We start from the raw sequence: 23,435 nt of genomic DNA on the forward strand, positions 1-23,435 counted from the left end.
CCCGTCCCGGAAACCTTGTGGATCTTGGTGGATAACCCCTCGATTGTGGATAACTCTCTCACCCTTGCGAGCGCTGTCGCTCACTGCCCGTCACGGCCTATAACGGTTCTCGGCAGGCCGGAGTCGGTCTGTCGGCGGGCGCCGGGACGTCGATGTCACCGGCGCTGCGACAGCACGGGGACCACGGGGGCTGAGGATGTTGCAGACGGGGAGCAGCCGCACAAGCAGCGGTACGCGGGGACACCATCGCGAGGCAAGCGGCGCCGGAAGGCACCGCGGGAGGGAGAGGAAGCGCTGCGGGGAGGGGAGCACCCCGCGGGTGGAGCGCCGAAGGGGCGGCGGGAGGTGCTGGGTCGCCTTCTCGTTCTCGCGACCGTCCGGTCGCCGAGGGTCAGCTGCCGGGCAGTTCCAGGTCGCTCTTGTTGAGCTCCTCGATGTTCACGTCCTTGAACGTGAGGACCCGTACCTGCTTGACGAACCGGGCGGGGCGGTACATGTCCCAGACCCAGGCGTCGGCCATGGAGACCTCGAAGAAGACCTCGCCCTGGACCGAGTGCACCTGCATCTCGTAGTCGTTGGTGAGGTAGAAGCGCCGTTCGGTCTCGATCACGTACTTGAACAGCCCGACGACATCGCGGTACTCCCGGTAGAGCTTCAGCTCCATCTCGGTCTCGTACTTCTCGAGGTCCTCGGCGCTCATGGCATGTTCCCCTTCAGCCGTGCGTCCCCCCATTGTGCGTCAGCCGGGGACACCTCTAGACGATTTCCGTGTCGAGGTCCTCGGGCTCCGCCGGGGGGCCTTCGTCGAGCAGCCTGCGCAGCAGCCCGGCGAGTCTGGTCGGATACACCGTCTCATGTGTCCCTGACAGTTCCTCGCAGCTCCACCAGCGGGCCCCGGCCATACTGCGTCGTTCCAGGTCGGTGAGGGCGCGGGCGGTGACCTCGGTCTCCGTGGTGCGGGCGAGGAAGTACCACTCGTCCTGGTCCCAGCGCTGTCCGGCGAAGGGGAAGGAGCACTTGCGTCGCCAGAGGACGGGGCCGAGCTGTACGTCTGTGATGCCGGTCTCCTCGGCCAGCTCGCGCAGAGCGGCCTGCTCCCTGGTCTCGGTGCCTTCGAGGCCGCCGCCGGGGGTGAACCACCAGGCGTGGGAGGGGTCGTCCACCTCGTGCCCGTGGAGCAGGAGGACGCGATCCCCGGGGTCGAGGAGGATGAGCCGTGACACCTTGCGCAGGGGCCGTCCGGGGCTGCCGAGCGGTGCGGTCCCGGCGGGCGGGTGGCCTTCGGTCTCAGCCGACACCGGCGAGCTCCCGGCTGCCGTCGCCGCGCCTGTGCAGGCGGCGGGCGAGGGGGCCGTAGGCGGCGCCGCCGAGCACGAGTACCGCGCCGAGGACGACGGCGCCGAGCACCAGGGGAAGGGGGCCGGGCTGGGAGATGCCGCCGGGCAGCTGTTCGAAGCCGTCGGGGCTGCCGAGCATGCCGTCCATGGGCCAGGCGACCGCGTCCACCCGGGCGTCGACGTTGCCGCGGGCGACGGAGCCATGGCCGACGTCCTCCAGGTGGACGCTGGAGTCCAGGGAGCCGCTGCGTTCGTCGCCGAGCAGGAAGAGGCGGCCTTCGGGGACGGTGGTGGCGGGTATGCCGCTGGGTGAGGCGGAGGTGCCGGGCTTGAGGTAGGGCTCGTCGATCTGCTTGCCGTTGACGGTGAGCTTGCCGTCGGTGCAGCAGGCGACCTTGTCGCCGCCGATGGCGACGACCCGCTTGACCATGGGCAGGTCGCCCCAGGCCTTGTCCTTGAAGACGACGACATCGCCGCGGTGTACCTCGGAGCCGTCGATGCGTTCGGCGAGTACCCGGTCACCGGCGCCGATGGTCGGGGACATGGACTCGGTGGGCACGGTGTAGGGCTGGTAGACGATGGCGCCCCAGAGGAAGCCGCCGAGGAAGAGCACGCAGCCGAGGGCCACGGCGGCTCCGGACAGCTTGCTGCCGAGCCGCCCGCGCTCCTGTGCGGTGGGTGGGGCACTGCTCATGGTGGTGCGCTCCCAGGTCGGGGATACGACCCGCGGCCCGACGCGGGAGATCGGCGATCTGGGATCGCACCCTACCCGGCGGTACTCGTGCCAGTAACCCTGCTGTCGCGGCTGTCCTGGGCGAGCAGGCGGCGCCGGCGCCACAGGACCAGCGGCAGCGCTCCGGCGAGGCCGAGGGCGGAGGGCGCGGCGCCGAGGGCGGCGTTCAGGCCGGGCTGGTCGAAGGTGTCGGGCACCGGCAGGGTGTTCCAGCGGGTGGGCGGCCAGGCGACGACGACGGCGCGGCCCACGACCTCGTCGACGGGGACCATCCCGCGGTCCTTGTCCTGCTGGTGGTAGCGGGAGTCGAGGGAGTTCTGGCGGTGGTCGCCCATGACCCAGATTTTGCCGTTGGGAACGATGACCTTGAACTGCCCGCCGAGGTCGTCGACCGTGCAGGGGGTGTTGCCGGGGTAGATGTGCGGCTCGTCGAGCGGCTTGCCGTTGACCTTGAGCGGGCCGGTGCCCTTGCACTCCACGGTGTCCCCGGCGACGCCGACGACCCGCTTGATGAGGTCCTTCTCGTCCGCGGACGGCATCAGGCCGATCTTGCTGAGGCCGGTCTGCAGGGCGTTGGGGGTGGTGGTGGGCTCGCCCGCCAGCCAGTTGTCCGGGTCGTGGAAGACGACGACCTCGCCGCGCTCGGGCTCGGCGCCGAACCAGGGGGTGAGCTTGTCGACGAGGACCCGGTCGCCCTGCTGCAGGGTGTTCTGCATGGAGTCGGAGGGGATGGAGAAGGCCTGGACCAGGAAGGTCTTGATGACCAGGGCGAGCACCAGCGCGATGACGATGAGGAGCGGGAGCTCCTTCCAGAAGGAACGCGGTTTCTTCCGGTCCTGGCGGGCCTGCGCCCGGCCGCCGGTCTCCGGGGCGGGCTCGCCGTCCTCAGCGGTCCGGTTCTGCTCGTCCGGCTCGGTCGGAGGGGGTGTGACGGATGGGTCCTGCCGGTTCTCGGGCCGCTCCTCGGGGCCCTCGTGTCCGGATCGTGCGCCGACCGCCAAATCCCCCACATCCACTCCTCAGTCCGTGCCGATGTCTGTTCCAGGTGAGACGAAGGCCCACCACTCCCATAACGAGCGGGAGTTCCGCAGGGATCGGGAGCGGGATCATTCCGTTTCGTTCCGCTGCATCCACCCTATGCGACACCGTGGGGGCGTCTGCCGCGACGGCGGCCGCATCGGGCACGGAGGCGTAGGTCTTCGTCTCCGTCAGCCCGCGCCAGTGGCCGAAGGGCCAGGCGATGACGAGTGCACGGCCGACGACGCTGTCCTCGGAGACCGTACCGTTGAACGCCTCGGTGCGGTGATAGCGGGAATCGGCCGAATCGGCGCGGTGGTCGCCGAGGACGAAGAGGCGGCCCTCGGGGACCTTGACCGTGAAGGAGAAGTCGGAGGGCTTGTTGCCGGGGTGCAGGTAGGGCTCGTTCAGGGGCGTGCCGTTGACCGTGACGCGGCCCTGCTTGTCGCAGCACTTCACGGTGTCCCCGCCGACGCCGACGACCCGCTTGATCAGGTCGCGTTCGTCGTCGGAGGGCAGCAGGCCGATGTTGGTGAGGGCCCATTTGATCTGCTTGACGCCGACCGGCGGGTCCTTCTTCTTCTTGCGTTCGGCTTCCAGCCAGTCGCCGGGGTCCTTGAAGACGACGACGTCCCCGCGTTCGGGCTTGGATCCGAACCAGGGGGTGAGTTTGTCGACGAGCACCCGGTCGCCGACCTTGATCGTCTGCTCCATGGAGCCGGAGGGGATGACGAAGGCCTGGACGAGGAAGGTCTTGAGGACGAGCGCGATGATCAGGGCGACGCCGACGAGGAGCGGGATCTCCTTGATCGCCGAGCGCCGGCGGCGTCTTTTGACCTTGCGCGCGAGTTTGCGGCGCTCGGCGCGGCCGCCGGTGGCGGGGCGCTCCTCCTGGTCGTCGCCCGCGCGGTGTTCGCCGCGGGGGATGCCGCGCTTACCCATGGTGGGCGCCGGGTGCGGGTATGCCGTCGTAGCCGCCGGGACGCTCGTGGGAGGTCCAGCGCGAGGGCGGCCACACCGTCCAGTCGGCGCGGCCGACGACCGCGTCCAGGGGGATCATGCCGCCGCCGGGTGAGCCGAGATGGTCCCGGCTGTCGCGGGAGGCGCTGCGGTGGTCGCCGAGCACGAAGAGGGTGTCCTCGGGCACCACCACGTCGAAGGCCACCGTGGAGGGGGTGTCTCCCGGGTGCAGATAGGGCTCGTCGAGCGGTCGGCCGTTCACCGCGATCCTCCCCCGTCCGTCGCATGTGACGCGGTCGCCGCCCACGCCCACGACGCGCTTGATGTAGTCCCCGTCCCCGAAGTAGCCGGTGCCGTCGAAGACGACGACCTCGCCACGCTCGGGCTTCGCTCCGAAACGGTACGCCAACTTGTTGACGAGTACGCGATCTCCGTCCCGGTAGGCCGGTTCCATCGAGTCGCTGGGGATGAGGAAGGGCTGCACCACGAACACGGCGGCGAGCAGCAGCAGGACGAGTCCGCCGAGGAAGGCCGCGGTCAGCCGCCCGCCGGGGATCCTGCCGAGCAGCCCGCCGCGGGATCCCCGGGGCTCGGCTCCGGCGGTGGTGTCCTCGGCCCCGGCGGCGCGGTCGGGGCCGGAAGACTCCGTGTCCACGGCGCCCTCAGGGGTGTCCGGGGGTTCAGGGGCCTCGTCGGCCCCGGGTACACGCGCGGAGCGCGACCGTTCGGCTGCCTGCTCCGTCACCGGGGGCGGCGGGGTGGTGTCCCCGCTGCCGCCGGGGGCGGAGGCTCGGCACGAGCGGTCGCGCTCCGTGTGCTGTGCATCGGTGTCCATCGGGGCGAGATGCTATCCGGCCTCGCTGTGACACCGGTGCGCGAGATCAGTTCTCGCGCTTCTCCTTGATCTTCGCGGCCTTGCCGCGCAGCTCGCGCAGGTAGTAGAGCTTGGCGCGGCGGACGTCACCGCGGGTGACGAGCTCGATCTTCTCCACGATCGGGGTGTGCACCGGGAAGGTGCGCTCGACGCCGACGGAGAAGGAGACCTTGCGGACCGTGAAGGTCTCGCGGACACCGGCGCCCTGGCGGCGGATGACGACACCCTTGAACTGCTGCACACGGGAGCGGTTGCCCTCGATGACGCGCACGTGGACGTTGACGGTGTCACCCGGGCGGAAGGCCGGGACGTCGGTGCGCAGCGAGGCGGCGTCGACGGAGTCGAGCAGGTGGGACATGTGTGTCTGCTTTCTTCGCTGATGCCACAGGTCATCAACGGGCGAAGTGGTGGGTGCGGAGCTGCTGGCATCGGGGCGGGCGTCGTGTCCCCCTGTGGCAGGGGCGCACGCCGGACGACGTACAGCAGCTGGTCATTCTTCCACGGCGGGTGGCCGGAGCCAAAATCGGCCGTCGGGGCCGGGGGCCCAGCCGAGGATGCTGAGGGTCTCGCGGTCCTTCTTGTCGAAGGCGATGGCCTCGCAGCGCTCGATCAGCTCGGGGCGGTGCGCGGCGGTCCGGCGCAGGGCCTCGTCGCGGCGCCAGCGGGCGATCCTGCCGTGGTGGCCGCTGAGCAGCACCTCGGGGATGCCGCGGCCGCGCCACTCGGGCGGCTTGGTGTAGACGGGGCCTTCGAGGAGGTTGGCCATGGCGCCGGGGGCGAAGGAGTCGTCGCGGTGCGATTCGGCGTTGCCGAGGACGCCGGGGAGGAGCCGGGCCACGGCCTCGGTGATGACGAGGACGGCGGCCTCTCCCCCGGCGAGGACGTAGTCGCCGATGGACACCTCGCAGACCGGCAGGCGCGCGGCGTACTCCTCGGTGACGCGGCGGTCGATGCCCTCGTAGCGGGCCGGGGTGAAGATCAGCCAGGGCCGCGCGGACAGGGCGACGGCGAGCTCCTGGGTGAAGGGCCGCCCGCTGGGGGTGGGGACGACGAGGACGGGCTCGGCGGCGCCGTGTTCGTAGCCCGTGGCGATCACCTCGTCGAGGGCCTCGCCCCAGGGTTCGGTCTTCATGACCATGCCGGGGCCGCCGCCGTAGGGGGTGTCGTCGACGGTGTGGTGCTTGTCGTACGCCCACTGCCGCAGGTCGTGGACGTGCACGCCGAGCTGTCCGCGGGCTCGGGCCTTGCCGACGAGGGAGAGGTGGAGCGGTTCGAGGTACTCGGGGAAGAGCGTGACGACGTCGAGCCGCATCAGTTCCCGTCCTCGTCCGCGGCGCCCCCGGGGGTGCCCAAGTCGCCGTCCCGGCCGCGGTCCTGATCGGCGTCCTGGTCGCCGTCCTCGCGGGCGGAGGCGATCTCGGCGCGGTCGTCGATGAGGCCGGGCGGCGGGTCGACGACGGCGCGCTGGGCGTCGAGGTCGATGGCGGTGACGATCTCCTCGACGAAGGGGATCATCACCTCGCTGCCGTCGGGCCGCTCGACGATGAACAGGTCCTGGGAGGGCAGGTGCGAGATCTCGGTGATCCGGCCGACCTCGGTGCCGTCGGCGGTGACCACGTCGAGGTCGAGGAGCTGGTGGTCGTAGAACTCCTCGGGGTCCTCGGGCTGCTGCTCCGGATCGACCTCGGCGATGAGGAGGGTGCCGCGCAGGGCCTCGGCGGCGTTGCGGTCCCCGGACCCGGCGAAGCGCAGCAGCAGCCGTCCGCTGTGCACGCGGCCCGTCTCGATGGTCAGCGGCCCCACCGAGGCGGGGTCGGTGGCGAGGACGGCGCCGGGCGCGAGCCGCAGTTCGGGCTCGTCGGTGCGCACCTCGACGGTGACCTCACCCTTGATGCCGTGGGCGCGCCCGATCCGCGCGACTACAAGCTGCACCTGTGTTGCTCCTGGTCCGGAGGGATCCAAAGAAAGAGAGAGGGGCCGGAGGCAGTCTGGACTGCCTCCGGCCCCGAACATCAGCCCTTGTACGAGGTGGGAACCGCGCGGACAAGCCGCGCGGGCGCCTCAGACCTGGTCGACGTCCACGAGGTCGACGCGGATACCCCGGCCACCGATGGCGCCGACGACGGTACGCAGGGCGCGCGCGGTGCGGCCGTTGCGGCCGATCACCTTGCCGAGGTCGTCGGGGTGGACCCGGACCTCCAGCACGCGGCCACGGCGCAGGTTGCGGGAGGCGACCTGCACGTCGTCGGGGTTGTCGACGATGCCCTTCACGAGGTGCTCAAGAGCCTCCTCGAGCATGCTCAGGCCTCGGTGGACGCGGCGGCCTCGGCCGGAGCCTCGTCCGCCTTCTTGTCGGCCTTCTTCGCCTTCTGGGTGATGGCCTCACCCTTGGGCTCGTCCTCGCTGCTGAGGGACTCGAAGACCGGACGCGTGGTCTTCTCCTCGGGCTGGAGCAGCGGGGGCGGGGCGGGCTCGCCCTTGTACTTCTGCCAGTCGCCGGTCTTCTTGAGGATGGCGAGCACGGGCTCGGTCGGCTGCGCGCCGACGGAGAGCCAGTACGCGACGCGCTCGGCGTCGACCTCGATGCGCGAGGGGTTCTGCACCGGGTGGTACAGGCCGATCTCCTCGATGGCCCGGCCGTCACGGCGGGTACGGGAGTCGGCGACGACGATGCGGTAGTGAGGCGAACGGATCTTGCCCAGACGCTTCAGCTTGATCTTGACTGCCACGGGAGTGGGTTCTCCTGGATTTGACGTGGTGGGACACAGGGAGGTGCCGCGTGGGGTTGCGGTACCCGATGGCCCGATGGACGCGTCAGCCGGAGGAGAGAGGGGTCCTGTGCGACTGTCGAGTACAGCTGCCCATTGTGCCACACCCCCGGAGCCCGGCCGTCACCGGCCGAGGACGGCACGCATCGCCGCGGGCCCCCTGCCTGCCGGATCGTGACCGGTGGACCGGGGCGGCCCGCGGCGTCGCGCGGTCAGCGGGCGCCGGCGCCCACCACCTCCGGGATCCGGAAGGGCTTGCCGCAGCCGCCGCAGACGATCGGCGCCTGGGCGAGGACGGAGGGGACGACGCGCACATTGCGCCCGCAGTCGCAGACCGCCTTGACGCGCACTCCCCCGCCGGAGGAGCCGTGCCGGGCGGCCGGACCGCGGAAGCCCCCGGCACTGTCGGCGGCGGTGGCCGCGCTGTGTGCCCGCAGGGCGCGCTGGAGCCGCTCGGTGGTGGAGCGGTAGCGCCTGCGCGCCTCCGGGTTGAGGGTGACCAGGGAGAACCCACTACTGGGGTGGGGCTCCTCGGGGTGGTCCAGGCCGAGCTCCTCGGCGATGGCCAGGAATCTGCGGTTGTGATAGCGGCCGGCCCGCGAGGTGTCGCGCACTCCGCGGGCGGCGGCGATGCCGTGGACTGCTTCGTGGAGCAGCCTTTCGAAGGAGAGCTCGGCGCCGCAGGCGGACGAGGACTCTCCGATCAAGGACTCGGGGGCGGCGAGGTCCGGAAGCTCGGGGTGGTGCCGCTGAATCTCGGCCCACGCCTCCGCCAGCTCCGCTGCCAGTACAGGTGGTGTCGTGCTCACGTCGTGCACAACGAGCGGGAGGGCCACGGTGTTCCTATTCCGGGGCATCCCAAATATTTTGCCCCTACCAGTCAGTTGGCCGCCTAAGCACCGAGAGGCCGTTCCTGCCTCGATCGGTCCGATATCAGCGCAGGTCAGGGCATTGCCGTACGTATGCGTACGTACCCTTCGACCCGCCGCGGCCGTCAACGATCAGGGCCTCGGGACCTTCGTTCGAGGCGGCCGCGCGGCATCCGATGCCCGCCCGGGCGTCGGGAGAAGTGCCCGGGACCTCATGGGATGTCCGCGGTGACGTTACCGGGCGTACCCGCTGCGTGGCCAACCGGGGTCGGCGGTGCCCGCGCGTCGGGGTGTGCGGGGGGCGCACGTCCATTGGCCCACTCCCCCTGGACGCGGCGCCGGTTGCGCAGTTCCCTGGCTGAGAGGAGCACGCGGGTTCGTGCGGGCACGGCACGGGGGCGCACGGCACAGCGCGGCGGAGGAGATCTCTCGGCTGATTGGGGCGCGAATCCATGACATCTATGCCCGTGCGGCAGCACCCGGACGCGGCGGCACCGCCCGCCGCCCACGATCCGGCGGTACGCGCACGCGACTGGGCGGAGATCCAGGAGCGGATGCTCGTCCCGCTCCATGTGACGGTGCACGAGCGGCTCGGCGTCGGCGAGGGCACCCGCCTGCTCGGCCTGGACTGCGGGGCGGGGCTCGCCCTGCTCCTCGCCTCGGTGCGCGGGGCCGCGGTCACCGGCGTGGAGTCCGCGCACCCCGAGCGCCTCGCGCTGGCCCGCGAACGCCTGACGCCGCGGGAGCCGGAGCCCGGGCAGGCCGGGCCGCCCGCGGTCCTGTACGAGGGCGAGCCCGGTCGACTCCCCGCCCCCGCCGAGCCGTTCACCGTGGTGACGGCCCTGGAGCCGGTCGGCTGCGCACCGGGCGACACCGCGCGGCTGATCCGGCGGCTGCGCGAGGCGGCGCCGTACGCGCGGCGCGGGGCGCGGGTGGTGCTCACCGGCTGGGGCCCGCCGGAGCGCTGCGCGGTGACGGCGCTGCGGGACGCGGTCCTCGGCGGGCCCGGCGGTCCGGACGGTTCCCCGGGCAGCGGTCCGGAGGGTTCCTGGGGCGGCGGTCCGGAGGGTTCCCCGGGCGGCGGTCGGGACGGTTCCCCGGACGGCGGTCCCGGGGGCGTCCTGGACCGCGTCGCCGCGGAGGGCGCCGGGTTGCGGGCCGCGGGACGTGACGACCTGGAGTACGCGGCCGAGCGGGCCGGGCTGCGGCCGGACGGATCGGGCCGGGTGTCCTGCCCCTTCGGCTATCCGGACCCGGAGAGCGCGCTGCGCGGGCTGCGCGCGACGGGCCTCTTCGACGCGCCCGCGGGCACTGACCCCTCGCAGACCGACAAGGAGCTCCAGGAGGCCCTGCACTCCTACCGCCGCCCCGACGGCACGGTCTGGCTGCCGAACGTCTTCCGGTACCTGCTGGCCCGTATCCCCTGAGCCCGGCTCCCCCGACCTGAGCCCGTACACCCGGGCCTGAGTCCGGGTCCCCGACCTGAGCCCGAGTCCCGAGGCTGAGCCCGGGCCCCCTCCGCTCGCCTACCCGAACCGCAGGACCCGCGGGCGTATACGCGCGAAGGGGGCGCCTTCCCGGACAGGAGGGCGCCCCCTTCGCGTACGCGGGCCTGCGTACCCGCGACGGGCCTCAGCCCATGAACTTCTTGAACTCGTCGGGGAGTTCGAAGTCCTTGCCGGGCTCGCCGGCGGGCAGGCCGAAGGCGCCGCCGTTCTCCTCGGCCTGCTGGCGGCGCAGGGCGGCCTCCTGCTCCTGCTGCTTGCGCTTCATCGGGTTGCCGGAGCGCTGCTTGCCCTTGGCCTGCTTCTGCTTCTTCTTCTGCCGTCCGGGGCCGCCGCCCATGCCGGGCACCCCGGGCATGCCCGGCATGCCGCCGCCCTGCGCCATCCGCGACATCATCTTGCGGGCCTCGAAGAAGCGCTCGACGAGGCTCTTGACCGCGCTGACCTCGACGCCCGAACCGCGGGCGATACGGGCGCGGCGGGAGCCGTTGATGATCGTCGGTTCCTGGCGCTCGGCCGGGGTCATCGACTTGATGATGGCGGCGGTGCGGTCCACATCGCGCTCGTCGAGGTTGTTGATCTGGTCCTTGACCTGGGCCATGCCGGGGAGCATGCCGAGCAGCTTGCTGATGCTGCCCATCTTGCGGACCTGTTCCATCTGGGCCAGGAAGTCGTCGAGGGTGAAGTCCTTGCCCTTGCTGCTCGCCAGCTTGGAGGCCATCTTCTCGGCCTCTTGCTGGCTGAAGGTCTGCTCCGCCTTCTCGATCAGCGTGAGCATGTCGCCCATGCCGAGGATGCGGGAGGCCATCCGGTCCGGGTGGAAGGCGTCGAAGTCGTCCAGCTTCTCGCCGTTGGAGGCGAACATGATCTGGCGGCCGGTGACATGCGCGACGGACAGGGCCGCACCGCCGCGGGCGTCGCCGTCGAGCTTGGACAGCACCACTCCGTCGAAGCCGACGCCGTCCCGGAAGGCCTCGGCGGTGTTGACCGCGTCCTGGCCGATCATCGCGTCGACGACGAAGAGGACCTCGTCGGGGCTGACCGCGTCGCGGATGTCCGCGGCCTGCCGCATCAGCTCCTGGTCGATGCCGAGGCGGCCCGCGGTGTCGACGATGACGATGTCGTGCTGCTTGGAGCGGGCGTACTCGATGGAGTCGCGGGCCACCTGCACCGGGTCGCCGACGCCGTTGCCCGGCTCGGGGGCATAGACGCCGACGCCCGCGCGCTCGGCGACGACGGCGAGCTGGTTGACGGCGTTGGGGCGCTGGAGGTCGCAGGCGACGAGCAGCGGGGTGTGGCCCTGGCCCTTGAGCCAGCGGCCGAGCTTTCCGGCGAGGGTGGTCTTACCGGCGCCCTGGAGACCGGCGAGCATGATCACCGTGGGCGGCTGCTTGGCGAAGCGCAGCCGCCGGGTCTCGCCGCCGAGGATGCCGATGAGCTCCTCGTTGACGATCTTGATGACCTGCTGGGCCGGGTTCAGCGCCTGGGAGACCTCGGCGCCGAGCGCGCGCTCCTTGACCTGCTTGATGAAGGCCCGCACCACGGGCAGGGCGACGTCCGCTTCGAGCAGGGCGATACGGATCTCGCGCGCCGTGGCGTCGATGTCCGCCTCGCTGAGGCGCCCCTTGCCGCGGAGGCTCTTGAATGTCGCTGCGAGGCGGTCGGAAAGAGTGTCGAACACGGCGGTCGCGAATCCTCGGGTCGGTGGCGTGCCGCCCCGGCCCCTTGGCAGGGCCCCGGGCAGGCGGACAGGGCGTACGGGTCGTACAGGTCGTCCTCCAGGGTATCCGGCCGCCCGGCAAGCGGTCTGCACCCCGGGCACCGCCGGATCCGGCACGGGATCGGGCGGTGGATCCGGCACGGGATCCGCACGGGATCCGGCACGGGGCGGCCCGGGCCCCCGAGGGCGCGGGCCGTGCGCGAGGACGGCGCCGTGTGCGGGTGTCCCGGCCCCGGCCCGGTGCCGCGCGGGCGACCCGCCCTTCCCCCCCGTCCGGCCTCAGGCGCGCAAGGTCTTCTCCAGGTCCCTGGCCAGGGCCTCGGCCTGGTCCTCGGCCAGGGGGCGCTCGTCGAGCCCGGTGACGTAGAAGGCGTCCACGGCGTTGGCGCCGAGGGTGGAGACATGGGCGCTGCGCACCCGTACCGCGGAGTCCTCCAGGGCGCGGCCGATGCGGTGCAGCAGGCCGGGGGCGTCCTGGGCGCGGACCTCCAGGACGGTGGCCCGGTGCGAGCTGTCCGAGGCGACGCTGACCCGGGGCGGCGGGGCCACGGTCCCCCGGCGGCGCGGGTAGGCGGCGTCGCGTTCGGCGAGCCGTCCGGCGATGTTGAGGGAGCCGTCCAGGGCGCGCACCAGGTCGGCGCGGAGCCGGGCCGCCTGCGGCAGCGAGCCGTACTCGGCGGCGACCCGCCAGTTCAGCAGGAGCACCGGGCTCGCGCCGGCGTCCGGCGGCGAAGCGGACCCGGCGCTCGTCCCGGCCTCAGCGCTCGCGGCGTCGACCCCGGCGGCGTCACCGCCCCCGGCTTCCCCGGCCCGCCCGCCGTCCAGCTCCCCCGCCAGATCCAGCGCGCGCAGTTCCGCGGTGCGCACGGTCAGGCGGTGCAGGGCGAGGACCCCGGCGACCGCGGGGAGTACGCCGGGCTGTTCGGGCAGGGCGATGAGCAGTTCCACGCCGAGGGGTTCGGGGTCGGCGGCCTCGGCGGTGCCGGGTTCCTCCTGCTCGGTCTCGGGCCGGGCGTGCAGGGCAAGTACGGGTGCCCGGGTGCGGTGGGCCTCGACGGCGAGGCGCTCCTCCTCGGCGGTGGGCTCGGGGTCGGCGGTCGCGGCGGGGGCCCGGCCGCTGAGCACGGCGGCGACCCGGCCGGCCAGGTCGGTGACGAGGGAGGAGCGCCAGGCGGACCAGGCGGCGGGCCCGGTGGCGAGGGCGTCGGCCTCGGTGAGGGCGTGCAGCAGCTCCAGGGTGGAGGTGCTCTCGACGGCCTCGGCGACGGCCTCCACGGTGGCCGGGTCGTCCAGGTCCCGGCGGGTGGCCGTCTCGACGAGGAGCAGGTGGTGGCGGACCAGGGTGGCGAGGACGGCGGCGTCGGCGCGGTCGAAGCCGATCCGGGCGGCGACGTCGCGGGCGATGATCTCACCGGCCTCGCTGTGGTCGCCGGGCCAGCCCTTGCCGATGTCGTGCAGCAGGGCGGCGACCAGGAGCAGGTCGGGCCGGTGCACCCGGCGGGTCAGCTCGGCGGCCTGGACGGCGGTCTCCACCAGGTGGCGGTCGACGGTCCAGGTGTGGACGGCGTTGCGCTGCGGGCGGCAGCGCACCCGCTCCCAGTCGGGCAGCAGCCGGGTGACCAGGCCCTCCGCCTCCAGGGCCTCCCAGACCTCGACGGTGGGGCGGCCCGCGCCGAGCAGGGTCACCAGCTGTTCGCGGGCCTCGGCGGGCCAGGGCGCGGGCAGCGGCTTGGTGGCGGCGGCCAGGCGGCGTACCGCGTGCAGCGAGAGCGGCAGCCCGGCCTGGGCGGCGGCGGCCGCGGCGCGCAGCGGCAGCACCGGGTCGCGTTCGGGGCGGGCGGCGCGGGCGAGGACGACCTCGCCGTCCTGTTCGACGACGCCCTCGGCGAGCGGGGTGCGCTCGGGCACCGCCTTGCCGCCGCCGATGAGGGCGCGCAGCCGGGGGCGCACCGAGCGGGCGCGCAGTACCCGGCCGACCTCGCGCCAGGTGACGTCGCTGGCGTAGGAGATGGTGCGGGCGGCCTCGTAGACCTGGCGGAGCAGGGCGTCGGCGTCGAGCAGGCCGAGGGCCTCGGCCACCTGGTCCTGTTCCTGGAGGGCGAGCCGGTCGGTGGCGCGGCCGGTGGCCAGGTGGAGGGCGTCGCGTACGTCGAGCAGGCGGCGCCGGGCGTTGTCGAGTCCCTCGCGGGGGGCGTCGGCGAGCCAGGAGGCGGCGACGGCGCGCAGCGCGGTGGCGTCGCGCAGTCCGCCGCGGGCCTCCTTGAGGTCGCCTTCGAGGAGGTACTGCAACTCGCCCTGGCGGGCGGCGCGTTCGGCGCACAGCTCCTGGAGTTCGGGCAGGCGTTTGGGGGCCTGGTTGCGCCAGTCCGCGAGGACGGTGGTGCGCAGCGAGGCGGTGAGTCCGAGGTCGCCCGCGAGGTGGCGGGCGTCGAGCAGGCCGAGCTGGACCTTGAGGTCCTCGCCGGCGGTCCTGCGGGCCTCGGCGGGGGTGCGCACCGAGTGGTCGAGGTCGAGGCCGAGGTCCCAGACGGGGTACCAGATGCGGTCGGCAAGGGCGGCGAGGGCGCCCTGGTCGGCCTTGCCGTCGTGCAGCAGGACCAGGTCGAGGTCGCTGCGCGGGGAGAGTTCGCCGCGGCCGTAGCCGCCGACGGCGAGCAGGCTGACCCCGCGCAGCTGCCCGGCGGCGGAGGTGAAGAGCTGCTCCAGCCAGGCGTCGGTGAGCTTCGCGAGGGCGGCGCGGCGCGGCGGCCCCTGCTGTCCCTCCGCGGTGAGGAGGTGCAGCCGGGCCGCCGCGTAGCCGCCGGGTGGGGTGTCGTCGCCGGTCACGTCGTCCGCCGTCCTGCCGGTGTCTTCCGTACCTTCGTGCACACTCGTCACCCGGCGACTCCTGTCGGTTGTGTTCTCAGAGCGCGTCGGGGCCGCGCTCGCCGGTCCGTACCCGTACGGCTTCCTCGACGGGGACGGACCAGACCTTGCCGTCGCCGATCTTGCCGGTGCGGGCGGCCTTGACGACGACCTCGATCAGCTGCTCGGCGTCGTCGTCCTCGGCGAGGACCTCGATACGGATCTTGGGCACCAGGTCGACGGTGTACTCGGCGCCGCGGTAGACCTCGGTGTGGCCGCGCTGGCGTCCGTAGCCGCTGGCCTCGGTGACGGTGAGCCCGTGGACGCCGAAGGCCTGGAGGGCTTCCTTGATCTCGTCGAGCCGGTGGGGCTTGACGACGGCGGTGATGAGCTTCATGCGTCCACCTTCTTGTTCGGTGCGGCCGGGGCCGCGGGCGCCGCGGTGTTGCGGGAGGAGCTGCCGCCGCCCGCGCCGCTGAAGTCGTAGGCGGTCTCGGCGTGCTCGACCTGGTCGATGCCGAGGACCTCGTCGTCCTCGCTGACCCGCATGCCGATCGTCCTGTCGACGAGGAAGGCGAGGATCGCGGAGGCGACGAGCGAGTAGGCGAGGACGCCGCCGACTCCGGCGAGCTGCTTCCACAGCTGGTCGAAGGTGTGGTCGCCGTAGAAGACGCCGGCCGCGTCGGACTGGCCGCCGCCGGTGGCGAAGAAGCCGATGAGGACGGAGCCGACGATGCCGCCGACCAGGTGGACGCCGACCACGTCGAGGGAGTCGTCGTAGCCGAACTTGTACTTCAGGCCGACGGCCATGGCGCACAGCAGACCGGCGACGGCGCCGACGGCGATCGCGCCGAGCGGGGAGACGGAGCCGCCGGAGGGGGTGACCGCGACCAGTCCGGCGACCGCGCCGGAGGCGGCGCCGAGGGTGGTGCAGGCGCCGTGGCGGACCTTCTCGTAGAGCAGCCAGGCGAGCATGGCGGCGGCGGTGGCGACCTGGGTGTTGAGGAACATCAGCGCGCCGACGCCGTCGTCGTTGCCGAGCCAGGAGCCCGCGTTGAAGCCGAACCAGCCGAACCACAGCAGACCGGCGCCGAGCATCACGAGCGGCAGGCTGTGCGGGCGCATCGGGTCCTTCTTGAAGCCGACGCGCTTGCCGATGACGAGGATCACGCCGAGGGCCGCGGCACCGGCGTTGATGTGCACCGCGGTACCGCCCGCGAAGTCGATGACGCCGAGGTCGAAGGCCCAGCCGCCGGTGCCCCAGACCCAGTGCGCGACCGGGAAGTAGACGACCGTGGCCCACAGGGCGATGAACAGGGCCCAGGCGGTGAACTTCACCCGGTCCGCGAGGGCGCCGCTGATCAGGGCGGGGGTGATGATCGCGAACATCAGCTGGAAGACCGCGAAGACGTAGACCGGGATGGTGTAGCCGTCCCAGAGCTGGGTGAGGCCGATGCCGCTGAGGCCCACGTAGTCGGAGTCCCAGCCGAAGAGGCTGGCCTTGTCGGTGCCGAAGGCCACCGAGAAGCCGTAGAGCACCCAGAGGATGGTGATGATGCCCAGGCTGATGAAGCTCATCATCAGCATGTTGAGGGTGCTCTTGACGCGGACCATGCCTCCGTAGAAGAAGGCGAGACCCGGTGTCATGAGCATCACCAGGGCGGAGCAGAGCAGCATGAATCCGGTGTTGGCGGCAGACAGTTGCGGAGTGTCTGCGGCAAGCGTGATGCCTGGGGGCATCGGCGTCTCCTCGTCGTCGTACGGCCCGTTGCGGGGATGCCGGAGCGGATGTGAGCGGGCCGGTTATGACGTCAGAGAGTCGCGCGGCGCCGTTTCCGCCGATGCCGCTCGATGTTTCCCCGCAGTCACGAAGGCGCCACGGGTGTTACACGTGGATGAACTGGCACCGGGGGCCGCGGCGATCGTTATCGCGGCGCAACCTTCGCCGCCCGGACCGCAGCGGGTGCCCGCGCCACCGCGCCCCGGGCGGACCGCATACGAACGCCGCCCGCGGCCGCCATGTGACGAAACCTTGCATACGGACGCCCGGCGCGCACGCGGAGTGCGGCCGGGCGGGACCGGGTGGACGGGGGTGCGGCCTCAGACCGCCGCGGCGGTCTCGGGCAGGTGGAGCGCGAGGCGCTCGGTGAGCTGGGCGACCTCGGCGACCTCGCCGAAGTCCCGGAGCGCGGTGTCGACGGTCCTGCGGATCCGGGTGTTGACCCGCTCGGAGCGGATCTTGCCCGCGAGCGTGAGGGCCTCGCCCGCGAGCCGCGCCCCCTGCTCGGCCTCGCGCCGCAGCAGGTGCACGGTGGCCATGCCGATGAGGTTGAGCGCGTACGAGCGCTGGTGCTCCGGGTCCTGCCCGAAGAGTTCCACGGCGGTGGCCATGACCGGTTCGGCGAGCGAGGCGTAGGTGGGGCTGCGGCCCGCGACATAGGCGAGGTCGCGGTAGGAGTGGCCGTTCTCGCCGTGCAGTTCGGCGCGGGAGAAGAAGCGGATCCAGTCCGGCTCCGGCTCGCTGAGGTCGAGCACGTCCTCGAAGGTGTCCTCGGACATCCGCACCGCCCGCTTGCACTTGCCGGGCTGCCCCATCCCGGCGTAGGCGCGGGCCTCCATCGCGTAGAGCATGGCCTGGGTGCGCGGGCTCGCGCAGTCGCGGCTGCCGTACTGGGCGAGGTGGACCAGCTCCAGGGCGTCCTCGGGCCGGCCGAGGTGGATCATCTGCCGGCTCATGCTGGAGAGGATGTACGAGCCGAGCGGTCTGTCGCCGGCCTCCTTCGCGGCGTGCAGGGCGAGCACGAAGTACTTCTGCGCGGTGGGCTGAAGACCCACGTCGTAGCTCATCCACCCGGCGAGCTCGGCGAGTTCGGCCGCCACCTTGAACAGGCGGCGGGCGGTGGCGGCGGGCTGCGACTCCTGGAGCAGGTCGGTGACCTCGTGGAGCTGGCCGACGACGGCCTTGCGGCGCAGTCCGCCGCCGCACTGCGCGTCCCACTGCCGGAACATCACGGTGGTGGACTCCAGCAACTCCAGCTCGGGCGCGGAGAGTCGGCCGCCGCGCCGGGAGCCGCCGCCCTGGGGCTGCGCGGCGGCCGGGGCGAGCGAGCTGCCGGGGGCGGGCACCAGCCAGCGCTGCATCGGCTCGATCAGGGCGGGTCCCGCGGCCAGCGCGAGCGAGCTGCCGAGGAAGCCGCGGCGGGCGAGCATCAGGTCGCTGCGGGAGAACTCGCTCAGCAGGGCGACGGTCTGCGGGCCGGTCCACGGCAGGTCCACCCCGGCGACCGAGGGCGCCTGGTGGGTGGGGCGTAGCCCGAGGTCCTCCACGGCGACCACGCAGCCGAAGCGCTCGGAGAACAGCTCGGCGAGGATCTTCGGGATGGGCTCGCGCGGGTTCTCCCCGTCCAGCCAGCGGCGCACCCGGGAGGTGTCGGTGGAGATGTGGTTGGCGCCCAACTGCCGTGCCCTGCGGTTCACCTGGCGGGCCAGCTCGCCCTTCGACCAGCCGCTGCGCAGGAACCATGAGCCGAGCAGTTCGTTGGGACGCTTGTCCGCAGCCGTACCGCCCGCGCCGTTGCCGCTCACTGCGATGCCCCCATCCCTCGGGTTCCTCAAGGCCGCCCGCCACTCGCGCACTCGTGCCCGGTGCCACCGCGGCCCGTTGTCAGTGCCAAGCCCTACCAGAGTGCGAAGCGCCGCGGCTCCCGGTCCGAGGGGACGCCACCCGTCGAACAGGGGACCGACTTGCCGTTGGCATACCCGCGAACACGCGCAATCCCCGGGCCCGTGTACTCAAAGTAATCCTACGATCACCCCTCCAGCGAGGTCGATCCCTCAAACGCCACCATTCGCCACCCCCGCTGAACAACTCCCGTGAGTCCGCGCACGATTCACTTGACATAGGACAGACGAAAGGCTGCGGAGCGGTGCACACCGGGGCGCGCACCGCGCCACGCACCACCCCTCGTGCGACATCGCGCCGTCGCCGCGACGGCGCGCGGGACGGTCCACCCGCGCACGGGACACGCGCCGCCGCAGCCGGTCACGAGCCGCCCTGCCGCGTAACCCCCAGCGCGGCGGGCACGTTGGAGGAGGCATGGGCTTCACGATCGGCATCCGGGAGCGGCGCGCCAACTCCCGCCGCCGCGGCCGCACTCCGGACGTCACCGGCGTGGCCGAACTGACCGGCCTGTGGGGCTGGGACACGGTCCCCGGGGCGCGCGCGGCCGAGGGCCGGTGCTCCTGCGGCACCCCCGACTGCCCCTCCCCCGGCGCGCACCCCCTCGACTTCGCGCCGCTGGTGCCCGCGGGCGCCACCCTGGGTGAGGTCACCGAGGTCTGGGGCGCCTTCCCGGGCGCCGCGGTGATGCTGCCGGTGGGCCGGAGCTTCGACGTGATCGAGGTCGCCGAGACCGCGGGCCGCCGCGGTCTGGCCCGCCTGGAGCGGATGGGGCTGCCGCTCGGCCCGGTCGCGCTCACCCCGCAGGGCCGGGCGCAGTTCCTCGTCGCCCCCGGCGCCGCGGCCCAGCTCCCCACCCTGCTCTACCGCACGGGCTGGGACGACGCCGCCCTCGACCTGCGCGGCCTCGGGCCCGGCAGCCACATCACCGCCCCGCCCTGCGACCGCGGCGGCGCGGGCCCGGTGCGCTGGCTGCGCTCCCCCGCCCTCGCCGACGCCGCCCGCCGCCCGCCCGAGGCCCGCCTCCTGCTCGGCACCCTCGCCTATGTCGCCCACCGCCTCGCCGCCCAGGAGGCGGCGGGCTAGGTGTATTGATCACGAGCGTTGTTAACGCTGGTGGGGCTTGATCACGGCGAAGGCCCCCGTGTGTGGTGGAGGTGTCGAATCTTCACCGAACGCACGGAGGCCTTCGTGTCCCACCGTAATGCCCGGCTGACCGTCCACGGCAGGCGCCTGCTCATCACTCGTATCCGCGCGGGCCGCCCGGTCGCGCACGTCGCCGCGGAGATGGGCATCTCCCGGCCCACCGCCCACAAGTGGATCCGCCGCTGGCGGTCCGAAGGCGAAAGCGGGCTCCTGGACCGTTCCAGCCGCCCGCACACGACACCCCACCGCACCGCTTCCCACACCGAAGCCCGCGTCTGCCGCCTGCGGCAGGACCGCAAGCTCGGCCCCGCCCGCATCGGACCGGTCCTGGGCCTGCCACCCTCGACCGTGCACCGCATCCTTACCCGGCACGGCCTGAACCGCCTCGCCTTCCTGGACCGCCCCACCGGCCAGGTCATCCGCCGCTACGAACGCGACAGGCCCGGCGAACTGCTCCACGTCGACGTCAAGAAACTCGGCCGGATCCCCGACGGCGGCGGCCACAAAGCCCTGGGCCGCCAGGCCGGCCGGGCCACCCGCAGCAGCATGGGCTTCGACTACATCCACTCCGCCGTCGACGACCACTCCCGCCTCGCCTACAGCGAAATCCACCCCGACGAGAAGGCCACCACCTGCGCCGGCTTCCTGCACCGGGCCGCCGCCTTCTTCACCGCATCGGGAATTGACCGCATCGAGCGGGTCCTGACCGACAATGCCTGGTCCTACCGCAAGAGCCTCGTCTGGCAGCAGGCTCTGGCCGACCTGGGCGCGAGTCGCAAGCTCACCCGCGCCTACCGGCCCCAGACCAACGGCAAAGTCGAACGCTTCAACCGCACCCTGCTGGAGGAGTGGGCCTACCTGCGGCCCTACACCTCCAACGACGAGCGATCCGCAGCACTGGCAGACTTCCTCCACACCTACAACCACCACCGCTGCCACACCGCACTCGGCGGCCAACCACCCATCACCCGCGTCAACAACCCTGCGAGTCAATACAGCTAGGGCCCGTCGTACGGAAACGGCCCGGCCCCCGCGGAGGATCGCGGGGGCCGGGCCGTGTGGTGGCCGGAAAGCACCGGGCGGACTGGTCGGACCGGGCGGACCGGCCGGGGTGCCTCAGTCGCCGATCAGGGCGTCGACGAAGGCCTCCGGCTCGAAGGGCGCGAGGTCGTCGGCGCCCTCGCCGAGGCCGACGAGCTTGACGGGGACGCCCAGTTCGCGCTGGACGGCGACGACGATGCCGCCCTTGGCCGTACCGTCCAGCTTCGTCAGCACGATGCCGGTGATGTCGACGACCTCCGCGAAGACCCGTGCCTGCACCAGGCCGTTCTGGCCGGTGGTGGCGTCCAGGACGAGCAGCACCTCGTCGAGCGGGGCGTGCTTCTCGACGACGCGCTTGACCTTGCCCAGCTCGTCCATGAGGCCGGTCTTGGTGTGCAGGCGCCCCGCGGTGTCGATGAGGACGACGTCCGCACCGGTCTCGGCGCCCTCCTTGACCGCGTCGAAGGCGACCGAGGCGGGGTCGCCCGCCTCCGGGCCGCGGACGGTCAGCGCGCCGACCCGCTCGCCCCAGGTCTCCAACTGGTCGGCGGCGGCGGCCCGGAAGGTGTCGGCGGCGCCGAGCAGCACGATCTTGCCGTCGGCCACCAGGACCCGGGCGAGCTTGCCGGTGGTGGTGGTCTTGCCGGTGCCGTTGACGCCGACGACCATCACGATGCCCGGGGTGTCCAGCGGCGACTCGGTGTGCACGGTGCGGTCCAGGTCCGGGCCGACCAGGGCGAGCAGCTCCTCGCGCAGCAGGGTGCGCAGCTCGGCGGGGGTGCGGGTGCCGAGGACCCGGACGCGTTCGCGCAGCCGGTCGACGAGTTCGGTGGTCGCGGCGACACCGACGTCCGCGGTGAGCAGGGTGTCCTCGATCTCCTCCCAGGTGTCCTCGTCCAGGTGCTCCCGGGACAGGAGCGTGAGCAGCCCCTTGCCGAGGGCGTTCTGGGAGCGGGAGAGCCGGGTGCGCAGCCGTACCAGGCGGCCGGCGCTGGGCTCGGGCACCTCGATCGGGGTGGGCGCCTCGGCCTCGACGAGGTCCGGCGAGGGCTCGGCGCCCTCGGGCAGCCCGACCTCCTCGACGGTGCGGCGGGCTTCCGGGGCCGCGGTGCCGGCCTCGTCGCCGACCTGCGGTTCGGTGGGCGGGGCGGTGAGATCGGGGGTGGTGGGGGGCGCCTCGGGCGGGGGCAGCTGCTTCTTCCGGCGGCTGCCGACGACGAGCCCGCCGAGTGCGCCGAGCACGACGACGGCGATGACTACAGCAAGGATGACGGTTTCCATAACGCCACCCAGTATCGGCCATGGGCCCCCGGCCCGTGTGTGCCCCGCCGCCGCGGAGCGTCGCCACCCCGCGGCGCGGGTGCGCGGCGGGGTGGCGGGAGCGGGCCGGGGGGAGGGGGCGGCTAGCCCATCTCCTCCAGGGTCTTGCCCTTGGTCTCCTTCACGAACTTGAGCACGAAGGGGATCGAGAGCGCCGCGAACAGGCAGTAGATGACGTAGGTGACGGAGAGGTTCCAGTCGGCGAGCGAGGGGAAGCTCGCGGTGATGGCCCAGTTGGCGATCCACTGCGCGGAGGCGGCGACGCCGAGGGCGGCCGCCCGGATCCGGTTCGGGAACATCTCGCCGAGGAAGACCCAGACCACCACGCCCCAGGACAGGGCGAAGAAGAGGACGAACCAGTGGGCCGCGATCAGGGCGACCCAGCCCTGGGTCGCGGGCAGCTTGCCGTCCACCAGGTCGTAGGAGAAGGCCCAGGCCTCCAGGGCGAGGCCGATCACCATGCCGACCGAGCCGATCAGGGCGAGCGGCCTGCGGCCGATCCGGTCGACGAAGATCATCGCGATCACGGTGCCGATGATGTTGATGATCGAGGTGGTGAACGAGTAGAAGAAGGAGTCGCTCGGGTTGACGCCCACGGACTGCCACAGCGTCGAGGAGTAGTAGAAGGCGACGTTGATGCCGACCAGTTGCTGGAAGGCGGAGAGCCCGATGCCGACCCAGACGATCGGCTTGAAGAAGAAGCCCCCGCTGCCGAGCAGGTCCTTGAAGGTGGACTTGTGCTCGCGGTGCATGGCGGTACGGATCTCGGCGAGCCGCCCGTCCAGGTGGCTGCCCTCGCCCTCGACCTCGGCGAGCACCTCGCGGGCCTTCTCGTCCCGGCCCGCCGAGATGAGGAAGCGCGGGGACTCGGGGATCGCGAAGGACAGCAGCCCGTACAGGACGGAGGGGATGACCATCACGCCGAGCATGAGCTGCCAGGCCTCCAGGCCCATCAGCTTGCCGCGCTGGTCGCCGTCGGCGGCGTTCAGGATGCCCCAGTTGACGAGCTGCGAGACGGCGATGCCGATGACGATGGCGGCCTGCTGGAAGGAGCCGAGGCGGCCGCGGTAGGCGGGCGGTGCCACCTCGGCGATGTAGGCGGGGCCGATGACCGAGGCCATGCCGATCGCGAAGCCGCCGATGATGCGCCACATCGCGAGGTCCCAGAGCGCGAAGGGCAGCGCCGAGCCGACCGCGCTCACCGTGAACAGGACGGCGGAGATCTGCATGCAGCGGATACGGCCGATCCGGTCGGCGATACGGCCCGCGGTGGCGGCGCCGATCGCACAGCCGATCAGGGCGATCGCGATGACCTGGGCCAGGGTGCCGGAGCCGATGTCGTAGCGGTCGCGGATGGCCTCCACGGCACCGTTGATGACGGAGCTGTCGTAACCGAAGAGGAAACCGCCCATCGCCGCCGCGGCGGCGATGAAGATGACGTGTCCGAGGTGCTCGGACCCTCCTTGACTGCCGGCCCCCGACTGCGAGGCCTGCGAGGTGCTGGTCACGTGGTACTCCTCTGGCCGCGGCCCGCGCCACGGCGTGGGGGATGAACCCTTCCAGTGGTGCACAAGTTCCCTGTGCCCACCACCTGAAGGAATGAGGTACGCAGGAGACCTTAT

At 72.3% G+C, this 23,435-nt stretch carries 22 protein-coding genes; 3 read left to right on the forward strand and 19 right to left on the reverse strand.

The window, feature by feature from the left end; genetic code table 11:
- Positions 1-391: 391 nt before the first annotated feature.
- The 12 genes from MID12_RS05975 to MID12_RS06030 all read right to left on the reverse strand — a co-directional run bounded on the left by MID12_RS05975 (position 392) and on the right by MID12_RS06030 (position 8,546).
- Entirely contained in the window at positions 392-700 is a 309-nt protein-coding gene (locus MID12_RS05975) for a DUF2469 domain-containing protein (protein ID WP_005311352.1), read from the reverse strand.
- Between the two features lie 55 nt (positions 701-755).
- On the reverse strand, positions 756-1,298 hold the full coding sequence (locus MID12_RS05980) for an NUDIX hydrolase (protein ID WP_411576909.1): 543 nt from the start codon (positions 1,296-1,298) through the stop codon (positions 756-758).
- Entirely contained in the window at positions 1,288-2,031 is a 744-nt protein-coding gene (lepB, locus tag MID12_RS05985) for a signal peptidase I (RefSeq protein WP_040247765.1), read from the reverse strand. Before lepB (MID12_RS05985) ends, MID12_RS05980 begins: the two co-directional genes overlap by 11 nt.
- 71 nt (positions 2,032-2,102) lie before the next feature.
- Positions 2,103-3,071, reverse strand: a complete 969-nt coding sequence (lepB, locus tag MID12_RS05990) for a signal peptidase I (RefSeq protein ID WP_263172903.1) — start codon at positions 3,069-3,071, stop codon at positions 2,103-2,105.
- A complete protein-coding gene (lepB, locus tag MID12_RS05995) occupies positions 2,956-4,029 on the reverse strand; it encodes a signal peptidase I (protein WP_263165292.1) in 1,074 nt (357 codons plus the stop codon). The genes lepB (MID12_RS05990) and lepB (MID12_RS05995) overlap by 116 nt, the downstream gene beginning before the upstream one ends.
- Entirely contained in the window at positions 4,022-4,702 is a 681-nt protein-coding gene (gene lepB / locus MID12_RS06000; RefSeq protein WP_411576910.1) for a signal peptidase I, read from the reverse strand. The genes lepB (MID12_RS05995) and lepB (MID12_RS06000) overlap by 8 nt, the downstream gene beginning before the upstream one ends.
- Before the next feature lie 226 nt (positions 4,703-4,928).
- Positions 4,929-5,279 (reverse strand): 50S ribosomal protein L19, encoded by a 351-nt coding sequence (rplS, locus tag MID12_RS06005; protein ID WP_040247772.1) that lies wholly within the window; start codon positions 5,277-5,279, stop codon positions 4,929-4,931.
- A gap of 132 nt (positions 5,280-5,411) precedes the next feature.
- Positions 5,412-6,233, reverse strand: a complete 822-nt coding sequence (gene trmD, locus MID12_RS06010; protein ID WP_263165293.1) for a tRNA (guanosine(37)-N1)-methyltransferase TrmD — start codon at positions 6,231-6,233, stop codon at positions 5,412-5,414.
- Positions 6,233-6,853 carry a ribosome maturation factor RimM gene (gene rimM, locus MID12_RS06015; protein WP_263165294.1) on the reverse strand — a complete coding sequence of 207 codons (621 nt, stop codon included), beginning with the start codon at positions 6,851-6,853 and terminating at the stop codon, positions 6,233-6,235. Before rimM ends, trmD begins: the two co-directional genes overlap by 1 nt.
- A gap of 129 nt (positions 6,854-6,982) precedes the next feature.
- A complete protein-coding gene (locus MID12_RS06020; RefSeq protein WP_040247777.1) occupies positions 6,983-7,219 on the reverse strand; it encodes an RNA-binding protein in 237 nt (78 codons plus the stop codon).
- A gap of 2 nt (positions 7,220-7,221) precedes the next feature.
- Positions 7,222-7,650, reverse strand: coding sequence for a 30S ribosomal protein S16 (gene rpsP / locus MID12_RS06025; protein WP_040247779.1), 429 nt, complete (start codon positions 7,648-7,650; stop codon positions 7,222-7,224).
- A 251-nt stretch (positions 7,651-7,901) separates the two neighbouring features.
- Positions 7,902-8,546, reverse strand: coding sequence for a hypothetical protein (locus MID12_RS06030; RefSeq protein WP_052482164.1), 645 nt, complete (start codon positions 8,544-8,546; stop codon positions 7,902-7,904).
- Between the two features lie 464 nt (positions 8,547-9,010).
- Between MID12_RS06030 and MID12_RS06035 the strand changes: the two genes are divergently transcribed.
- A complete protein-coding gene (locus tag MID12_RS06035) occupies positions 9,011-9,985 on the forward strand; it encodes a class I SAM-dependent methyltransferase (protein WP_411576911.1) in 975 nt (324 codons plus the stop codon).
- A 205-nt stretch (positions 9,986-10,190) separates the two neighbouring features.
- Here MID12_RS06035 and ffh read toward each other — a convergent pair whose 3' ends face one another.
- The 5 genes from ffh to MID12_RS06060 form a co-directional block, all read right to left on the reverse strand.
- Positions 10,191-11,744: a signal recognition particle protein gene (gene ffh, locus MID12_RS06040; protein WP_040247784.1), complete on the reverse strand. Its 1,554-nt coding sequence runs from the start codon at positions 11,742-11,744 to the stop codon at positions 10,191-10,193.
- A gap of 318 nt (positions 11,745-12,062) precedes the next feature.
- Positions 12,063-14,660 carry a [protein-PII] uridylyltransferase gene (locus MID12_RS06045; RefSeq protein ID WP_411576912.1) on the reverse strand — a complete coding sequence of 866 codons (2,598 nt, stop codon included), beginning with the start codon at positions 14,658-14,660 and terminating at the stop codon, positions 12,063-12,065.
- A 25-nt stretch (positions 14,661-14,685) separates the two neighbouring features.
- A complete protein-coding gene (locus tag MID12_RS06050; RefSeq protein WP_040247787.1) occupies positions 14,686-15,024 on the reverse strand; it encodes a P-II family nitrogen regulator in 339 nt (112 codons plus the stop codon).
- The gene (locus MID12_RS06055) at positions 15,021-16,367 is read right to left on the reverse strand and encodes an ammonium transporter (RefSeq protein WP_263165297.1); all 1,347 of its coding nucleotides are present in this window, start codon (positions 16,365-16,367) and stop codon (positions 15,021-15,023) included. Before MID12_RS06055 ends, MID12_RS06050 begins: the two co-directional genes overlap by 4 nt.
- 360 nt (positions 16,368-16,727) lie before the next feature.
- On the reverse strand, positions 16,728-18,212 hold the full coding sequence (locus tag MID12_RS06060; protein WP_263165299.1) for a hypothetical protein: 1,485 nt from the start codon (positions 18,210-18,212) through the stop codon (positions 16,728-16,730).
- Positions 18,213-18,723: 511 nt separating this feature from the next.
- On the opposite strand from MID12_RS06060, the gene MID12_RS06065 reads away from it, so the two are divergent.
- Positions 18,724-19,392, forward strand: coding sequence for a bifunctional DNA primase/polymerase (locus tag MID12_RS06065; RefSeq protein ID WP_263165301.1), 669 nt, complete (start codon positions 18,724-18,726; stop codon positions 19,390-19,392).
- A gap of 105 nt (positions 19,393-19,497) precedes the next feature.
- Entirely contained in the window at positions 19,498-20,454 is a 957-nt protein-coding gene (locus MID12_RS06070) for an IS481 family transposase (RefSeq protein WP_263165303.1), read from the forward strand.
- 114 nt (positions 20,455-20,568) lie between these two features.
- Here MID12_RS06070 and ftsY read toward each other — a convergent pair whose 3' ends face one another.
- Positions 20,569-21,774: a signal recognition particle-docking protein FtsY gene (gene ftsY / locus MID12_RS06075; protein WP_040247795.1), complete on the reverse strand. Its 1,206-nt coding sequence runs from the start codon at positions 21,772-21,774 to the stop codon at positions 20,569-20,571.
- Positions 21,775-21,896: 122 nt separating this feature from the next.
- Entirely contained in the window at positions 21,897-23,321 is a 1,425-nt protein-coding gene (locus tag MID12_RS06080; protein WP_040247798.1) for a sugar porter family MFS transporter, read from the reverse strand.
- Between the last annotated feature and the right edge of the window lie 114 nt (positions 23,322-23,435).

It is taken from the genome of Streptomyces sp. SCSIO ZS0520, from assembly GCF_025643355.1.
Taxonomy (GTDB): Bacteria; Actinomycetota; Actinomycetes; order Streptomycetales; family Streptomycetaceae; genus Streptomyces; species Streptomyces physcomitrii.